Origin of the sequence: Mesorhizobium sp. B3-1-8 (assembly GCF_006439495.1) — a bacterium.
Classification (GTDB): Bacteria; Pseudomonadota; Alphaproteobacteria; order Rhizobiales; family Rhizobiaceae; genus Mesorhizobium.
In genome coordinates this window covers 15,177-31,396 of sequence record NZ_VFTK01000043.1, presented here as the reverse complement: position 1 = coordinate 31,396, position 16,220 = coordinate 15,177, and the positions used below count along the sequence as shown (strand labels likewise).

16 protein-coding genes and 1 other RNA gene are annotated in these 16,220 nt (G+C 64.4%); 5 read left to right on the top strand and 12 right to left on the bottom strand.

Going from position 1 to position 16,220, the window contains the following annotated elements:
* Positions 1–138 precede the first annotated feature (138 nt).
* The 3 genes from FJ424_RS29035 (at position 139) to FJ424_RS29025 (ending at position 2,089) form a co-directional block, all read left to right on the top strand.
* On the top strand, positions 139–1,392 hold the full coding sequence (locus tag FJ424_RS29035; protein WP_140656178.1) for an FAD-dependent oxidoreductase: 1,254 nt from the start codon (positions 139–141) through the stop codon (positions 1,390–1,392).
* Positions 1,393–1,520: 128 nt separating this feature from the next.
* Positions 1,521–1,778 carry a type II toxin-antitoxin system ParD family antitoxin gene (locus FJ424_RS29030; protein WP_140645362.1) on the top strand — a complete coding sequence of 86 codons (258 nt, stop codon included), beginning with the start codon at positions 1,521–1,523 and terminating at the stop codon, positions 1,776–1,778.
* Entirely contained in the window at positions 1,778–2,089 is a 312-nt protein-coding gene (locus tag FJ424_RS29025) for a type II toxin-antitoxin system RelE/ParE family toxin (RefSeq protein ID WP_140656175.1), read from the top strand. Before FJ424_RS29030 ends, FJ424_RS29025 begins: the two co-directional genes overlap by 1 nt.
* 23 nt (positions 2,090–2,112) lie before the next feature.
* On the opposite strand, the gene FJ424_RS29020 is transcribed toward FJ424_RS29025, so the two are convergent.
* The 12 genes from FJ424_RS29020 to ffs form a co-directional block, all read right to left on the bottom strand.
* On the bottom strand, positions 2,113–3,390 hold the full coding sequence (locus tag FJ424_RS29020) for a 4-aminobutyrate--2-oxoglutarate transaminase (protein ID WP_140656172.1): 1,278 nt from the start codon (positions 3,388–3,390) through the stop codon (positions 2,113–2,115).
* A gap of 176 nt (positions 3,391–3,566) precedes the next feature.
* Positions 3,567–4,313, bottom strand: a complete 747-nt coding sequence (locus FJ424_RS29015) for an ABC transporter ATP-binding protein (protein ID WP_140656169.1) — start codon at positions 4,311–4,313, stop codon at positions 3,567–3,569.
* Positions 4,310–5,149, bottom strand: a complete 840-nt coding sequence (locus tag FJ424_RS29010) for an ABC transporter ATP-binding protein (protein WP_140656164.1) — start codon at positions 5,147–5,149, stop codon at positions 4,310–4,312. The genes FJ424_RS29015 and FJ424_RS29010 overlap by 4 nt, the downstream gene beginning before the upstream one ends.
* Positions 5,146–6,066 carry a nickel transporter permease gene (gene nikC / locus FJ424_RS29005; protein WP_140656161.1) on the bottom strand — a complete coding sequence of 307 codons (921 nt, stop codon included), beginning with the start codon at positions 6,064–6,066 and terminating at the stop codon, positions 5,146–5,148. Before nikC ends, FJ424_RS29010 begins: the two co-directional genes overlap by 4 nt.
* Entirely contained in the window at positions 6,063–7,130 is a 1,068-nt protein-coding gene (locus FJ424_RS29000; protein ID WP_140656158.1) for an ABC transporter permease, read from the bottom strand. Before FJ424_RS29000 ends, nikC begins: the two co-directional genes overlap by 4 nt.
* A gap of 18 nt (positions 7,131–7,148) precedes the next feature.
* Positions 7,149–8,783, bottom strand: coding sequence for an ABC transporter substrate-binding protein (locus FJ424_RS28995; protein ID WP_181182104.1), 1,635 nt, complete (start codon positions 8,781–8,783; stop codon positions 7,149–7,151).
* Positions 8,784–9,054: 271 nt separating this feature from the next.
* Positions 9,055–10,284 carry a lytic murein transglycosylase gene (locus FJ424_RS28990; protein ID WP_246677372.1) on the bottom strand — a complete coding sequence of 410 codons (1,230 nt, stop codon included), beginning with the start codon at positions 10,282–10,284 and terminating at the stop codon, positions 9,055–9,057.
* 64 nt (positions 10,285–10,348) lie between these two features.
* On the bottom strand, positions 10,349–10,954 hold the full coding sequence (gene recR, locus FJ424_RS28985) for a recombination mediator RecR (RefSeq protein ID WP_140656147.1): 606 nt from the start codon (positions 10,952–10,954) through the stop codon (positions 10,349–10,351).
* Positions 10,955–11,044: 90 nt separating this feature from the next.
* Positions 11,045–12,031 carry a cell wall hydrolase gene (locus tag FJ424_RS28980; protein ID WP_140656144.1) on the bottom strand — a complete coding sequence of 329 codons (987 nt, stop codon included), beginning with the start codon at positions 12,029–12,031 and terminating at the stop codon, positions 11,045–11,047.
* A gap of 217 nt (positions 12,032–12,248) precedes the next feature.
* A complete protein-coding gene (locus FJ424_RS28975; protein WP_140656142.1) occupies positions 12,249–12,572 on the bottom strand; it encodes a YbaB/EbfC family nucleoid-associated protein in 324 nt (107 codons plus the stop codon).
* Between the two features lie 22 nt (positions 12,573–12,594).
* Positions 12,595–14,409 carry a DNA polymerase III subunit gamma/tau gene (locus FJ424_RS28970; RefSeq protein WP_140656139.1) on the bottom strand — a complete coding sequence of 605 codons (1,815 nt, stop codon included), beginning with the start codon at positions 14,407–14,409 and terminating at the stop codon, positions 12,595–12,597.
* Between the two features lie 106 nt (positions 14,410–14,515).
* Positions 14,516–14,612: signal recognition particle sRNA small type (ffs, locus tag FJ424_RS28965), an RNA gene on the bottom strand.
* A 187-nt stretch (positions 14,613–14,799) separates the two neighbouring features.
* On the opposite strand from ffs, the gene FJ424_RS28960 reads away from it, so the two are divergent.
* Positions 14,800–15,219, top strand: a complete 420-nt coding sequence (locus FJ424_RS28960; protein WP_140645375.1) for an HIT family protein — start codon at positions 14,800–14,802, stop codon at positions 15,217–15,219.
* 53 nt (positions 15,220–15,272) lie between these two features.
* The gene (gene nudC, locus FJ424_RS28955; RefSeq protein ID WP_140656137.1) at positions 15,273–16,214 is read left to right on the top strand and encodes an NAD(+) diphosphatase; all 942 of its coding nucleotides are present in this window, start codon (positions 15,273–15,275) and stop codon (positions 16,212–16,214) included.
* Positions 16,215–16,220 lie beyond the last annotated feature (6 nt).

Sequence of the window (16,220 nt, the reverse complement as noted above, 5' to 3'; positions counted from 1 at the left end):
TTTAACACGATCGCCCGACCGGGAGACAGGATTGACAGGCAGCCGTTCTGGGTGCGACCCGAACGCCTACCCTTGCGGCGGTGGCAGACAATCGCCACTTGGCGCAAGAGCCTAGATTTCCAAGACAAAAGGATTGCGATGACGAACGGGGTTGTGATTGTCGGTGCCGGCCATGCCGGCGTGCAGGCGGCAGCCAGCCTGCGCGAAGAGGGCTATGAAGGGCCTGTCGTCCTGATCGGCGACGAGAAGGAATTGCCCTATCACAAGCCGCCGCTGTCCAAGACCTTCATCAAGGACGCCGAGGCCAAGCCGCAGCCCCTGCGCGGCGAAGCGTTCTACACCGGCAACAACATCGATTACCGGCCGGGCGTGCGCATCGAGAGCATCTATGCCCGCGCGGGCCAGCTGAATGTCGCAGGCGGTGGAACGCTCGGCTTCGACCGGCTGGTGCTTGCAACCGGCTCGCGGCCGCGCCTGCTTAAGCTCGACGGCACGGGCCTTGCCGGCGTGGTCTCGCTGCGCTCGCTGGCGGACGCGCGGGCGATCCGCGAGCTCAGCGCGCAAACCGAGGACGTGGTCATTCTCGGCGGCGGCTTCATCGGCCTGGAGATCGCGGCGACGCTGAGAGCCGCTGGCCGCAACGTCACCGTCGTCGAGGCCGTCGGACGGCTGCTTGGCCGCGCCGTGGCGCCTGTCATCGCCGCGCATGTGCGTCAGCGCCTGGAAGCGATCGGCGTGCGCATCCTGACCGGCACCACCATCGTCCGCCTGGAGGGCGAAAACGGCCGCGTCTCGGCCGCGATCACGTCCGGCGGCGAGCGCCTGCCGGCGCAGATGGTCATCATCGGAATCGGCGTGGTGCCCAATGTCGAACTGGCCGAGGCCGCCGGAGTCACCACCGCCAACGGCATCCGCGTCGACCAGCATATGCGCAGCTCAATCCCCGAAATCCTCGCCGTCGGCGATGCGGCCTCCTACCGGCACTGGTTCACCGGCGGCGACGTGCGGCTGGAATCGGTGCAGAACGCCACCGACCAGGCGCGGCTTGCGGCGCGCACGATCGTTGGCCACGCGGAGCCTTTTTCGGCCGTGCCGTGGTTCTGGTCGGATATCGGCGACATGAAGCTGCAGATGGTGGGGCTGACGCAAGGCGGGGACAGCCACGTTGTGCTCGGCGATCTCGCCGACAACAAGTTCTCGATCTACCATTATGCTGGCGACCGGCTGCTCGGCATCGAATCCGTCAACCGTCCGGCCGACCATGTGCTCGGCCGCAAGATGCTCGGCGGCGGCTTCTCGCCGACGCCGCAGACGGTGGCAGGCGGGCCAGATGCGCTGAAGGCGGCTCTCGCGGACTTCAGTCAGGACGAACCGACCAGGGCGGCGGGCTGATTGTTCAATCCACTATGATGATAACAACGCTCGGGGGCGCGAAAGGACGCACCCACCAAGCCTTGGCAAAAGGCCATCGCCGAATTATCATAAATTGATAATTTCGGATAAAGCGAAAGATTTGCTCCGTGCCTGCAAGCTACAGCATTGGCTCCCGCTACGAGGCATTCGTGCGCGAGCTTGTCGAGAGTGGCCGCTACGCCAGTGCAAGCGAAGTCGTGCGCGATAGTCTGCGCCTGCTGGAGGAGCGTGAAGAGCACCGGCAGGCTAAGCTTGCTGCACTGCGTGAAGACATCCGCAAGGGTGTAGAGAGCGGACCAGCTATAACAGCCGATGATGTTTTCGATCGGCTGGAGAAAAGATACGCGGCGGAAAGCCGCAAATAATGGCTCTCAGTTTCGCGCCTGCCGCCGTGCAGGACATCGAAGAGATTGGCGATTACATCCAAGCTGAAAATCCGGCGGCCGCCTGCCGCTTGATAGCGGCACTTCGAGTGCGATGCGACACCATCTTGGATGCACCACGTGGTGGCGCTCCCCGTTCCGAACTCTGGCGCGGCCTGCGTTCCGTCGCGTTCCAGAGATATGTCATCTTCTATACCGTCGAGCGTAACAATGTGCGCGTTGAGCGCATCCTGCATGGCTCGCGCGACATCCAGGGCATTTTCGATGAAAGGAAAATGCCCAAGGATAGTTGAAGCCGACACTCTGACAACTTCGATCAGGCCGCCCGTGCGTCGCGGATCGAGGTTTCCAGGATATCCAGCGCCTCGGTCATGACTCCGTCCTGGATGGTGATCGGCGACAGGAAGCGGATGACATTGGCGTAGACGCCGCAGGTGAGCAGGATGAGGCCCTTGTCCAGCGCCTTCAGCCTGACCGCGTTGGCGAACTCCGCCGACGGCAGGCCCTTCTTCACGTCGTTGAACTCGACGGCGTTCATGAAGCCCGGACCGCGGATGTCGACGATCTCCGGCACGTCGTCACGGATCGAGTCCAGCCGCTGCTTCAGCCTGGCGCCGAGCGCGTTGGCGCGGTCGCAGAGCTTTTCCTCGTCGATGACGTCGAGCACGGCGTGCGCCGCGGCGACGCCGATCGGGCTGCCGCCATAGGTGCCGCCGAGCCCGCCGGGGCCGGGCGCGTCCATGATCTCGGCGCGGCCGGTGACGGCCGAGAGCGGAAAGCCGCCGGCGAGGCTCTTGGCCATGGTGGTGAGATCGGGCGCCACGTCATGATGATCCATGGCAAACATCTTGCCGGTGCGGGCAAAGCCGGTCTGCACCTCGTCGGCGACAAGCAGGATGCCATGCTGGTCGCAGATCTTGCGTAGTGCAGCCATGAAGTCGCGCGGCGCTTCGTAGAAGCCGCCCTCGCCCTGCACCGGCTCGACGATGATGGCGGCGACGCGGTTCGGATCGACATCGGCCTTGAACAGCTTGTCCAGCGCGGCGAGCGAATCCGCGACCGAAACGCCGTGCAGCGCGACCGGGAACGGCGCGTGGAAGACATCGGCAGGCATGGCGCCGAAGCCGACCTTGTAGGGCACGACCTTGCCGGTCAGCGCCATGCCCATGAAGGTGCGGCCATGGAAGCCGCCGGAAAAGGCGATGATCGCCTGACGGCCGGTGGCGCTGCGGGCGATCTTGATGGCGTTCTCGACCGCCTCGGCGCCGGTGGTGACGAAGATCGTCTTCTTGTCGAACTTGCCGGGCAGCATGCCGTTCAGCCGCTCGGCGAGATGCACATAGCTCTCGTAAGGCACGACCTGGTGGCAGGTGTGGGTGAAGCGGTCGAGCTGCGCCTTGACGGCCTCGATCACCTTCGGATGGCGATGGCCGGTGTTGACCACGGCGATGCCGGAAGAGAAGTCGATGTAGCGGCGGCCCTCGACGTCCCAGATTTCCGAATTCTCGGCGCGATCGGCATAGATCTGCGTCGTCATGCCGACGCCGCGCGAGATCGACTGGTTCTTGCGTTCGGAAATGGCTGAATTCTTCATCTCATCCCTCAATCGGGCCATCCTTCATAGAGACTGGCCCGTTCTTGTTGGTGCCGCTGCAGGCCTCTTCTGACCTTATTTCACGTTTTGCTCAAGTCGGCACCATGGCCCAGTCGATTGGGCCTGCACCAGACCCCGATAACACCTGGGCAGGAACGCGGCTTGGCAATTGAGAGCTAGACCCTCACAAACCCTTCACTCGCCCTGAGCAGATTGCGCGTATAGTCCGCACTGACGCGATGCCCGATCAACTGGCTCGCGGTCAGCGTCTCCACCGCCTCGCCATTCTGCATCACCATCAGCCGCTCGCACATATGGGTGATGATGGCGAGGTCGTGGCTGACCATCAGGAAGGTCAACTTGCGCCGCCGCCGCACTTCTTCCAGAAGGTTCAGTACCTCGGCCTGCACCGAGGCGTCGAGCGCCGAGGTCGGCTCGTCGAGCAGCAGGACCGAGGGTTCGAGGATCAGGGCACGGGCAATCGCCACGCGCTGGCGCTGGCCGCCGGAGAGCTGGTGCGCGTAGCGGAAACGGAAGCCAGTGCCCAGACCGACCTCGTCCAGCGCGCGCTCGATGCGCTTCTCGCCGTCGGCAATGCCATGGATCGCGAGGGGCTCCTGCAGCAGGCGGTCGACCGTCTGGCGCGGATGCAGCGAGCCATAGGGATCCTGGAACACCATCTGCACATCGCGGTAAAAAGCCTTGTCGCGGGTCTTGCCAAGGGGCTTGCCGTTGACAGAGATGGTGCCGGAAGAAACCGGCGCCAGGCCGGTGATGGCCCTCAGCAGCGTCGACTTGCCGGAACCGCTCTCGCCGACGAGACCGTAGGATTCGCCTTCCCTCACTTCGAGGCTTACGCCCTTCAGCGCGCGAAATCGGTCGAAGACCACTTCCAGCCCTTCGACAGCGATGGAAGCCGTCATGCTGCCCACTCCGGCTTGCGGTCGAGCACCGGCAGCGGATGGCGCTCGAAGCCGATCCTCGGCATGCAGTTGAGCAGGCCGCGCGTGTAGGGATGGCGGGCGTCGCGGAGTTCGGAAGCCTTGATCTGCTCGACCACCTTGCCGGCATACATGACGACGACGCGGTCGCAGAAGGAGGAGACCAGGCGCAGATCGTGCGAGATGAAGATCAGCCCCATGCCGCGCTCGGCGACGAGCTTGTCGAGGATCTTGAGCACGTCGAGCTGCACGGTGACGTCGAGCGCCGAGGTCGGCTCGTCGGCGATCATCAGCTCCGGCCCGGCGATCAGCATCATGGCGATCATGGCGCGCTGGCCCATGCCGCCGGAGACCTCGTGCGGGTAAAGGTCGAAGACGCGGGCCGGATCGCGAATCTGCACCGCCCGCAGCATCTCCAGCGCGCGCTCGCGCGCCTCGGCCTTGGAGACCTTTTCATGCGTGCGCAGCGTCTCGACGATCTGTCGCCCGATGGTCATCACCGGATCGAGCGAATATTTGGGATCCTGCAGGATCATGGCGATGCGGTTTCCCCGCAGCGCGCGGCGCTGGCGGGGCGATATGGAGAGCAGATCGATGCCGTCGAAGGCAAGCTTCTTCGCCGAAACCTCGGCCTGCGGCGGGGTGAGGCCCATGATGGCGCGACCGGTCTGCGATTTCCCGGAACCACTCTCGCCGACGATGCCGAGACGCTCGCGGCCGAGCGAGAACGAGACGCCGCGCACGGCCTGCACGAGGCCGGTGCGGGTCGGGAAGGTGACGCGCAGGTCGTCGACTTCGAGGAGCGTGTCGCCGCTCATTGGTCACCGCTCCGGGGGTCGAGCGCGTCGCGAAGGCCGTCGCCCAGCAGGTTGAAGCCGAGGCTGACGACAAGGATCGCGGCACCAGGTGCGGCGGCAACCCACCACTGATCGAGGATGAAGCGGCGGCCGGACGCGATCATCGCGCCCCATTCCGGCAGCGGCGGCTGCGCGCCGAGGCCGAGGAAGCCGAGACCCGCGGCGGTCAGGATGATGCCGGCCATGTCGAGCGTGACGCGGATGATCAGCGAGGAGATGCAGAGCGGCATGATGTGGCGCAGCACGATGCGGAAGGGCGAGGCGCCCATCAGTTGCACCGCCTTGATGTAGTCGGAGTTGCGCACCGTCAGCGTTTCCGCACGGGCAATGCGCGCGTAAGGCGGCCAGGAGGTGATGGCGATCGCGATTACCGCGTTCTCGATGCCGGGACCGAGCGCCGCGACGAAGGCGAGCGCCAGCACCAGCTTCGGAAAGGCGAGAAAAATGTCGGTGATGCGCATCAGGATCGTGTCGGTCCAGCCGCCAGCGTAACCGGCGATCGTGCCGACCAGCAGGCCGATGGGCGCGGCGATGATGGCGACGAGGATCACCACATAAAGCGTCCAGCGCGAGCCATAGACGATGCGCGAATAGATGTCGCGGCCGAGGTCGTCGGTGCCGAACCAATGCTCGGCGCCGGGCGGCAGCAGGCGGGCGTTCTTCAGATCGCCGATGGTGGGCGAATAGGGCGCCAGCACATCGGCAAAGGCGGCGACCACCAGCAACGCGATGATGATCAGCATGCCGACCAGCGCCAGGCGATTGGCGGAGAAGCGACGCCAGGCGACATAGGCGCGGCCGAGCCTTGCCTGCAGGCGCGAGGCCGGCCGGTCGCTGAGCAGCCACGCGCGCCTGGATTGGATGGCTTCAGCGCTCATCCGGCCTTCGTCCTTGGATCGAGCAGCCGGTAGAGCAGATCGGACAGAAGGTTGATGGCGATGAAGACCGAGCCGATGGCGATGGTGCCGCCGAGCACGGCGTTCATGTCGGCGTTCTGCAGCGAATTGGTGATGTAGAGGCCGATGCCCGGCCAGGAGAAGACGGTCTCGGTCAGCACCGAACCCTCGAGCAGGTTGGCGTAGGAAAGCGCGATCACCGTCACCATCGGCACGGCAGCGTTGCGCAGCGCGTGGCCCCAGATGATGCGACCTTCCGACAGGCCCTTGGCGCGCGCCGCGACGATGTATTCCTGCGCCAGCTCGTTCAGCATGAAGGAGCGGGTCATGCGGCTGATATAGGCGAGCGACAGATAGCCAAGCAGCGCGGCCGGCAGGACGATGTGGCGCCAGGCGTCGTAGAAGACGTCCCACTGCCCCTGGATCGCGGCATCGAGCAGGTAGAAGCCGGTGATCGGCGTGAATGTGTATTCGTAGACGACGTCGAGCCGCGCCGGAAAGGCGATCCATTGCAGCTTGGCGTAGAACAGCACCAGCCCGAGCAGGCCAAGCCAGAAGATCGGTACCGAATAGCCTATGAGACCGACGACGCGCGCGACCTGGTCGATCAGGCTGCCGCGTTTGACCGCGGCCAGCACGCCGAGCGGCACGCCGATGACGGCGCCGATGATCGTGCCCAGCGTCGCCAGCTCGATGGTCGCCGGGAAGACGCGGCGGATATCGGACATCACCGGATTGGTGGTCAGCACCGAAGTGCCGAAGTCGCCGCTCAGCGCATTTTTGACATAGATGTAAAACTGCTCGATCCAGGGCAGATCGAGGCCCATTTCGCGGCGCGTGCGCTCGACGACGGCCGTGGGCGCACGGTCGCCGAGGACGGCCAGAACCGGATCGATCGGGATGACGCGGCCGATGAAGAAGGTCACCGCGAGAAGACCGAGATAGGTCGTCACCGCGATGACCAGGAAGCGGCCGAGCGACGATAGGACGGCGACGGCGCGGGCGCTGCCGCGCCCCGCCGTCACCTGATTGTCAGTTACGCTCACGCGGCGGATCCGCCGACGCTATTCCTTGGAAACCGCGCCGACAAAATTGGTGTCGAAGCTCGGGCCGAGCGCAAAGCCCTTGAGGTTCTTGCGCAGCCCGGCCACTTCCAGCTGCTGATGGATGATGACGAAGGGGCTGGTGTCGAGGATCTTCTGCTGCAGGTCCTTGTACATATCGGCGCGCTTGCCCGAATCCTTCTCCAGCAGCGCCGCCTCGGTTTCCTTGGTCAGATCCGGGATGTCCCAGGCGTTGCGCCAGGCCAGCGTCTTGATCTTGGCGTCGTCGGAATTGTCCGGGTTCGAGGCGAATGTCTGGGCGTTGGAGTTCGGATCGAAATAGTCCTGGCCCCACTGGCCGATATAGATGTCGTGGTTGCGGGCGCGGTATTTGGTCAGCGTCTGCTTACCGTCGCCGGGAATGATCTCCAGTTGGATGCCGCCCTGGCCGAGCGTCTGCTGGATCGATTCCGCCATGCCCGTGGTCGGCTGTCCGGTGCGCACGTCCATGGTCACCTTGAAGCCATCCGGCACGCCCGCCTTGGCGAGCAATTCCTTGGCCTTGGCGACATCGAACTTGAAGGGATTGTCATCCATGGCGCCGAGGTCGCCCCTGGGCAGGAAGGATTGGTGGATTTCGCCGATGCCCTTGAGGATGGTCGAGCCCAGCGCATCGTAGTCGACCAGATATTTGAACGCCTGCCGCACCTCCGGCTTGGCAAGCGTCGGGTTCTTCTGGTTGAGGCTGATGTAATAGACCGTACCCTTCGGCGCACTGGTGGTGGTGAGATCGGCGTTCTTGGCGATGGCGTCGAGATCGTTCGGCTCGAGGTTGCGGGCGACGTCGATATCGCCGGCCTCGAGCGCCAGGCGCTGCGCCGAGCTTTCCTTCATGTTGCGGTAGATGATGCGGGCAAGCTTGGCCTTCTCGCCATTGTAATTGTCGTTGCGCTCCATGACGACGGCCTCGTTGGCGCGCCACTCACGCAGCTTGTACTGGCCCGAGCCCGCATAGCCGGTCTTCAGCCAGGCATTGCCGAAGTCGTTGTCCCATTTGTAGTCGGCGCTCGGCGTGACGGCGGCGACATGTTCCTTGACCAGCTTGGCGTCGACGACCGAGGCGACCGTGGCCGACAAGCAGTTCAGCACGAAGCTCGGTGCGTAGGGTTTGTCGACGACGAACTGGAAGGTAGTGTCGTCGACGGCCTTGGCTTTTTCGGTGACATTGTCGCCGGTGATGCCGAACTGGTTGATGATGAAAGCCGGGCTCTTGTCGAGCTTGATGGCGCGTTCGAAGGAATAGGCGACATCGGTCGCGGTTATCGGGTTGCCGGACGCGAACTTCATGCCGGGCTTGAGCTTGAATGTGTAGGTCAGGCCGTCGTCGGAAACGGTCCAGCTCTCGGCAAGGTCGCCCTTGACCTTGGACGTGTCGCTGAGGTCGAGACGAACCAGGAGATCATAGGTGTTGCCGGTGACCTCGGCCGTCGACAACTCGAACGCTTCGCCCGGGTCCATCGAGATGATGTCGTCGATGGCAAAGCCCTCGACCAGCGTATCGGCGGGCGTGACCGCGAAGGCGGGCGCGACGAGCAGCGCGGACAGCGCGGCGCCCGCAAGCAAGGCGCGAGAGCGGAGAGCAAACTTTTCCAGCATCATGGTGATCGTTCCCTGTCTTGTTGACCTGAGTTCCCGGCTCAGGGCTGTATTGTTCTTTGCAAGGCCAGCAGCGGCTTTGACCGCTTACCGTCGTGTTTTTTGTCCAGTTGGTCAACTCCCTATTCGACGGCGCACCAAAGCGGCAACGCGCCTGTGCGAGACACCCTATCGGACCAGACGGGCCGCCATGAGTCGACCCATGCGCCAGCCGATTGAAGCCGCCGATCCGCAAAAATCTGCCAGGGGTCGCGCTTTCGGGAGACAGCCGCTATTTCAGTTGCGCGACCATTGCGGCATCGGGAAAACAGGTGGCGGGCCTGCCGTTCTTTGCCTGCCAGATGCCGATTGAGCGGCGGGTCTTGAAACCGGGCAGGCCGTCGGCGCTGCCGACATCGTAGCCCTTGGCCTCCAGCGTCCGCTGCAGAGCCGCGATATCGGAGCGATGGAGATCGCCGACCGCGCCCCAGGTGCCGACAAAGGCGGCGTCGCCTTTGGCGATGCGATCGGCGGCATGGCCGATGAACAGGCCATAGAGATCGCTGTTGTTGTATTGCTTGATCACATAGAAGTTCGGCGTGACGACGAAGGCCGGGCCACTGCGCCCGGCCGGCATCAGCAGGAAACCTTCCGCCTTCAATTCGCTCGCCGGAAACGCTTTGCCGTCGACGCGCCTGATGCCCATCGCCACCCAATCGGAGATCTTCTTGCCCTGGTCGGGTCCTTCGAGCGAGCACGAGACATTTGCCGGAACCGTCACCTCGGTCCCCCAGCCGCGCCCCCTCACCCAGCCATAATGGACGAGGTAGTTGGCGATCGAGGCGAGCACGTCGGGCGTCGAGTTCCAGATGTCGGGCCGGCCGTCGCCGTCGAAGTCGACGGCGTGCTTCAAGAACGATGTCGGCATGAATTGCGGCTGGCCGAGGGCGCCGGCCCAAGACGACTTCATCGCATTGACCGGCGCCAGCCCGCGCTCGACGATTTCGAGCGCCGCCAGCACCTCGGTGCGGAAGAAGTCCTTCTTGGTCGACATGAACGCCTTGGTGCCCAGCACCTCGAACGCGTCGTACGGCATCTTGGCCGCGCCGAAGCCGGTCTCGCGGCCCCAGATCGCCAGCACGATCTCGCCCGGAACGCCGTAGCGCTTCTCGATCAGCCCGAGCGTCCGGGCGTTGGCGCTCTCGCGCGTCCTTCCGCCCGACGTGACGGCCCGAATGATCTTCTCGGCGAAGTAGTTGGCCGGCGGGCCGAACTCGGCCTGATGCTGCTTCTCAGGTGTCGTCGGCTTCTCGCCGGGCAGGACGAGATCGGGCAACTTGAGGTTCGGCTTCACGCCGAGGAAGGCAGCGTCGAAGGTTTTTTTGGAGATGCCTTTGGACTTGGCTTCGGCCCAGAGGTCGGTTTGGAGCCAAGCCTGGAACTGGTCGTCGATGGGAGCGGCGGAGGCGGGGGAGGCGAAAAGCCCGATCAACGCGACCAGCAGGAATGCGAGGGCAAGCATGCAAAAGCCGCGTTCTGTCGCGCGACAGAATGCTGTCATTTCCAAGGTCCCCTCCCCGCCAACTTCAAAACGCCGTCCTCGATCGCAGCGCAGCGGCCAGCGTGCCTTCGTCGAGGTAATCGAGCTCGCCGCCGACCGGCACGCCATGCGCGAGCCGCGTCACCTTGACCTCGAAGCCAGACAGCTGGTCGGTCAGATAATGCGCTGTCGTCTGCCCCTCGACGGTGGCGTTGACGGCAAGGATGACTTCCTTCACCTCGCCGCCGGCGACACGGTCGACCAGCGAGCGGACGTTGAGCTGGTCCGGACCGATGCCGTCGAGCGGCGACAGCGTGCCGCCAAGCACGTGGTAGCGCACGTTCATGGCCGCGGCGCGCTCCAGCGCCCAGAGGTCGGAGACGTCCTCGACGACGATCAGCGTGCCGGCGTCGCGGCGCGGGTCGGTGCAGATCATGCAAGGGTCGGAGGTATCGACATTGCCGCAGGTCGAGCAGATGCGCACCTTGTCGACCGCTTCGCCCATGGCGGCGGCCAGGGGCTCGAGCAGCTGTTCCTTCTTCTTGATGAGATGAAGCGCGGCGCGCCTGGCCGAGCGCGGCCCAAGCCCCGGCACCTTGGCCAGGAGTTGGATTAGGCGTTCGATTTCCGGACCGGCGATTCTCTTCGACATCGCCTTGATCTAGGATTTTTCAGGACAGCCAGCAACGGCACAAGCCCCGCCATGCTGCCATGGCGGGCCTTGCGTTGGGTGCAATCGGGTTCAGTTGGCTTCGAGCGGCCGGTCCTGGCTGACGATCATCGCGCCAATGGCGTCGGTGTTCTCAGGCGTCGACTGGAAGCCCATCGCCGCTTCCTGCGGCGCATTGGGCACCGAAGTGATGTAGCGGCCCTTGAGGGTGCCGCCGAAACGCGAGGCGTCCGGTTCGGCCATGGGCTCCTGCATCGCCACGACCATCTGCTTCTGCGCCAGACGGCCGGACTTGGCAGAAGGTGCAACAGAAGCCGTCACATAGGTCTGTTCGGCGGAAGCATCTTCGGTCCGCGCGGCCGCGGCCAATGCGGCCTGCTTTGCCGGGTCCGGACGGACGATCGTCTTGACGATCGGCTCGGCGGAAGCCACGAGCACCGGAGCGTCGGCCGCCGGTTTCTGCCGGTCAGACTTCTGCTGGCCGTCCACGTTCATGGCGACCATCGGCTCGTCCGGCAGCGGCTGCCAGTTGCGGCCGCGCTTCTCATAAAAGGCGTTGCCGCCGGCAACCATGGTGTAATGCATGTTCTTGTAGGGGAAGCGCAGGCCGGCGGTGTGGAAATACATCGTGTTCTTGAGCTTGGCCTTGCGTTCGCCTCTCAGCACCGCATCGGCTGCCTCCTCGACATCCGGCAGGGCCTTCGAGTTCATCGGCCGAGTCATGACGCCCGGAGCAAACTGGCCTGGCTCGCCGACAACCTGACAGATGGTGTTGCCGTGCTGGCCCGAGCGAAGCCGGTTCATGACGACCGTGCCGACCGCGATCATGCCGTCGCGGCTCGACCGGTTGGACTCGAAGAACATTGCCCGTTGCAAGCATTCCTTGTCCTTCAGCGAATGGCTGGAGGAACGCGTGAGGAAGCTCGGCGTAAGGGCATCGGTCAGACCCGACACCGACATGCCATGCGAGGAAGTGGTCTGGCTGCAGCCGGCCAGGAGCAAGGGGGAAGTGACGATGCCGATAAGCAGCAGCGGCGTCTTCCATCGCGTCGCGATCACCAAAAAAGCCTCATGTCCAGATGCCAGCCCGCCCCGAGATGTGGCAAGAATGAGACTCTTTCGGGCAAAAAGATGGCTAGAAGGTTAGCAACTTCTGGACTTGGGTAAAACTTTATGAATGTCGCGAAATGTGCCCGTGAGCATTGCCGGCAAAATAGTTAATATTGCAGCCTGGACTCAATTTCCGTTCATAATCAATTAACTGGCGGACACGGCCTCAGAACGGCAATTTCATTCCGGGCGGGATCGGTAAGCCTGCCGTGAGCGCCTTGGTCTTCTCCTGCATGATCTGCTCAATCTTATTTTTGGCGTCATTGTGGGCGGCCAGGATGAGGTCCTCGAGGATCTCGGCTTCGTCCGCCTTGATCAAGGACGGATCGATCTTCAGCGTCTTCATTTCGAACTTGCCGGAAAGCGTGATGCTGACCAGACCGCCGCCGGCCTGGCCGGTGGCTTCAAGCGTGGCGATCTCGTCCTGCATGGCCTGGAACTTGGCCTGCATTTCCTTCGCCTTGCCCATAAGGCCGAGAAGATCTTTCATCGGTTGGTCCTCTAAAAATGTTTCAGGTCTCGTCGTCATCGGCCGCCGGCTCGACCGGCAGGTCGGCCTCGGCTTCTTCCACGTCCGGCACGTCCGGGATGCGCACATCGATGATCTTGGCGCCAGGGAAACGGGCGAGTATGGCCGCGACAGTCGGGTCGCTCTTGGCGTCGGAGAAGGCGTTCTCGCGCTTCGTCGTCTCCATCTCGGCCAATGTCTGGCCGCCCTCTTCCTTCGACAGCGACACCAGCCAGTTGCGGCCGGTCCAGGCGCGCAGCTTGGCGGTGAGGTCGTTGAGCAGCATCTTCGGCGCGTCGTCGGTCAAGGTAACATCGAGCCGGCCGGGCTCGATGCGTACCGGCCGCACGCAGCGTTTCAGCAGCACCTTGAAGGCCATGTCGCGATTGGCGTCGGCAAGCGCGACGATGTCGGCCAGCGATTTGACCGGAACGACGGGCGCCTCGGCGACCGGCTCCGGCGCCGGAACGAAGGCGGCGGGCGCCGGCTGCGTTTCGACCAGGCGCATCGTCTGGGCACCGCCACCGGTGGAAGCAGGCATCCGGGTCTGCGCGACGGGGCTCGCGCCGCCGCCATTGCCGGCCGGCGCTCCGTTGGCGCGCGGTGCACCATTCGGCAGCGGGCCCGCGCCCTCCAGCGATTTCAGCGCCTCGTCCAGCGTCGGCAGGTCGGCGGCGTGCGCCAGCCTGATCAGCACCATTTCGCCGGCGCTGACCGGGCGGTTGGAGGACTGCACCTCGGGAATGCCCTTGAGCAGCATCTGCCAGGTCCGCGACAGCACGCGCACCGAAAGCGTGCCGGCGAATTCGGCGCCGCGCCGGCGCTCGTCCTCGGAAAGCGACGCATCGTCAGCGGCTGCCGGCACGAAGCGCAGGCGGGTGACGAGGTGGTTGAACTCGGCAAGATCGGTAAGCACGGCGGCCGGATCGGCGCCGGTGTCGTATTGCGCGCGGAACTCGGCGAGCGCCGCCGCCACGTCGCCCTTCATGACATGCTCGAACAGGTCGATGATGCGGGCGCGGTCGGCAAGGCCGAGCATGGCGCGCACCGCCTCGGCGCTCATCGTGCCGCTGCCGTGGGCGATCGCCTGGTCGAGGATGGAAAGCGAATCGCGCGCCGAGCCTTCGGCGGCCCGCGCGATCATCGCCAGGGCCTCGTCGTCGACGGCAATGCCTTCCTTGGCCGCGATCGAGGACAGATGCCCGACCAGCGCGCTGGCATCGATGCGCCTCAGATCGAAGCGCTGGCAGCGCGACAGCACCGTTATCGGCACCTTGCGGATCTCGGTGGTGGCAAAGATGAATTTGACGTGCGGCGGCGGCTCTTCCAGCGTCTTCAGCAGGCCGTTGAAGGCCTGCGTGGAGAGCATGTGCACTTCGTCGATGATGTAGACCTTGTAACGTGCCGAGACCGGCGCGTAGCGGACGCGGTCGATGATGTCCCTGATGTCGTCGATGCCGGTGTGAGAGGCGGCATCCATCTCGATGACGTCGACATGGCGGCCTTCCATGATCGCCTGGCAATGCTCGCCGGGGATCGAAAGGTCGACGGAGGGCTGATCGACGGTCGCCGTTTTGTAGTTCAGTGCCCGCGCCAGGATGCGCGCGGTCGTCGTCTTGCCGACACCGCGCACACCGGTCAGCATCCAGGCCTGGGCGATACGGCCGGTGGCGAACGCATTGGTCAGCGTGCGGACCATCGGCTCCTGGCCGATCAGCTCGGAGAAATTCGAAGGGCGATATTTGCGCGCCAGGACGCGATAAGCGGCGGCCTTACCTGTTTCCAGGCTTTCTGGCCCCAAATTTGCGGCTTCGCTCATTCGCCGTCAAAAGCTCCCAGGACCGCGACGGAAGGCGGCCGATTCCTACGCATAGTCTCACCCGCACGGCTCGGGGCCGTCAATGTCGCGGGAGAGAGGCGAAGAGGTGGGAGGCTGGAACAATGACCCGTTCCGGGCTCGTTAGGGCTGCTTCCTTCCGGACCTGACCCGGTTGGCGAGTGGATCGTCCACCACCAACCTCCCGCGTTCCATATCGGCAATTCGGCGGCGAAATGCAAGGGCCGAGCCGGAACCCATGACCACATCGAAGACGGAAAGTCCTTCAAATCGATGGCGGCGGTCAATGAATCGCTTGCAGCCACCTTTCCGCCGCTCTAGCGTCCCGGGTTTGGAAAATGCTCACAAATAACAGAAGTGAAGGAAACGCCGATGCTGCCTGGCCTCAAGGCCGGATTCACGCTGGACGCCCGGCTGGAGGCGGATAGCGAGCAGCTTATGTGGCTTGGCCTTTGTGAGCTCAGGCTGATGAACGACCGCCGCTGGCCATGGTTGGTGCTGGTGCCGCAGCGGCCGGGTGTCGAGGAAAGCCACGAAATGACGCCGCTCGACCAGGCGATGCTCACCTTCGAGACCAATATGGTGGCGCAAGCGCTGAAGCGGGTGACCGGCTGCACCAAGATCAACACTGGCGCTTTGGGCAACATCGTGCGCCAGCTGCATGTCCATGTCGTCGCCCGCTCCGAGGGCGATCCCGGCTGGCCGGGACCGGTCTGGGGGCACGGCATGCGCGAGCCCTACCAGCGCTCCGATATGAGGCGGTTTGCCGAAACGATCAAGGCGGCGCTATAAGCTGACGAGTGTCCATTCCGCACCCCCGAGTCCTCAGCCCACCCGAGTCCCCCATGAGCTTTCGCCTGTTCGACGCGTCCTTGCGCGAGCCCAGTCAATTCGTCGGTTTCGCCGGCAACCGGATCGACCGGCAGTCCGAGAACCGTGCCGACGACGCGGTCGAAAAAGCGCTGGCCGACCGCACCGCGCGGCTGATGCTGATGCATGCCGGGCGGCTTTACCTCAAACTCGACGACGGCAAGTTCGACCCCTGGTTCAAGGCGGATGAAAGCCAGGCCTTCGAGGTTTCGCTCGGCCAAGGCGTGCTGCTCGGCTTTTCCGAGGAAGGCCCTGTGCTGGCGGCGCCCGCTGGCGTCGAGCCGGAAAAGCTGCCCGAGACGATCAAGGCGATCGACTACCGCTCCGTCTATATGCAGGGGTTGGTTGACGAGGCGGCGGCCGGCGCGCTGGCGCAAGGCGCGGCGCTGCTCGCCTGGCACGCCAGCCATGCCTTCTGCTCGAAATGCGGCAACCGCTCGGAAATGCGGGCCGGTGGCTACCGGCGGCATTGCCCGGTCTGCGGCACCGACCATTTCCCGCGCACCGACCCGGTGGCGATCATGCTGACGGTGACGCATGAAAAATGCCTGCTCGGGCGCGGCAAGCATTTCGCGCCGGGCATGTATTCCGCGCTTGCCGGCTTCATCGAGCCGGGCGAGACGATCGAGGCGGCGGTGCGGCGCGAGACGCTTGAAGAGGCCGGCATCCGGCTCGGCCGCGTCGTCTATCACGCCAGCCAGCCCTGGCCGTTCCCCTATTCGCTGATGATCGGTTGTTTCGGCGAGCCCCTCAACGAGGAAATCCAGGCCGACCTCAACGAACTGGAGGACTGCCGCTGGTTCTTCCGCGACGAGGTGCGCACCATGCTGGACAGGACGCATGCCGACGGCTTGATTACACCGCCGAAAGGGGCGATCGCCCATCACCTCATCCGCGCCTGGGTCGACAGCGAATAGGAGCAG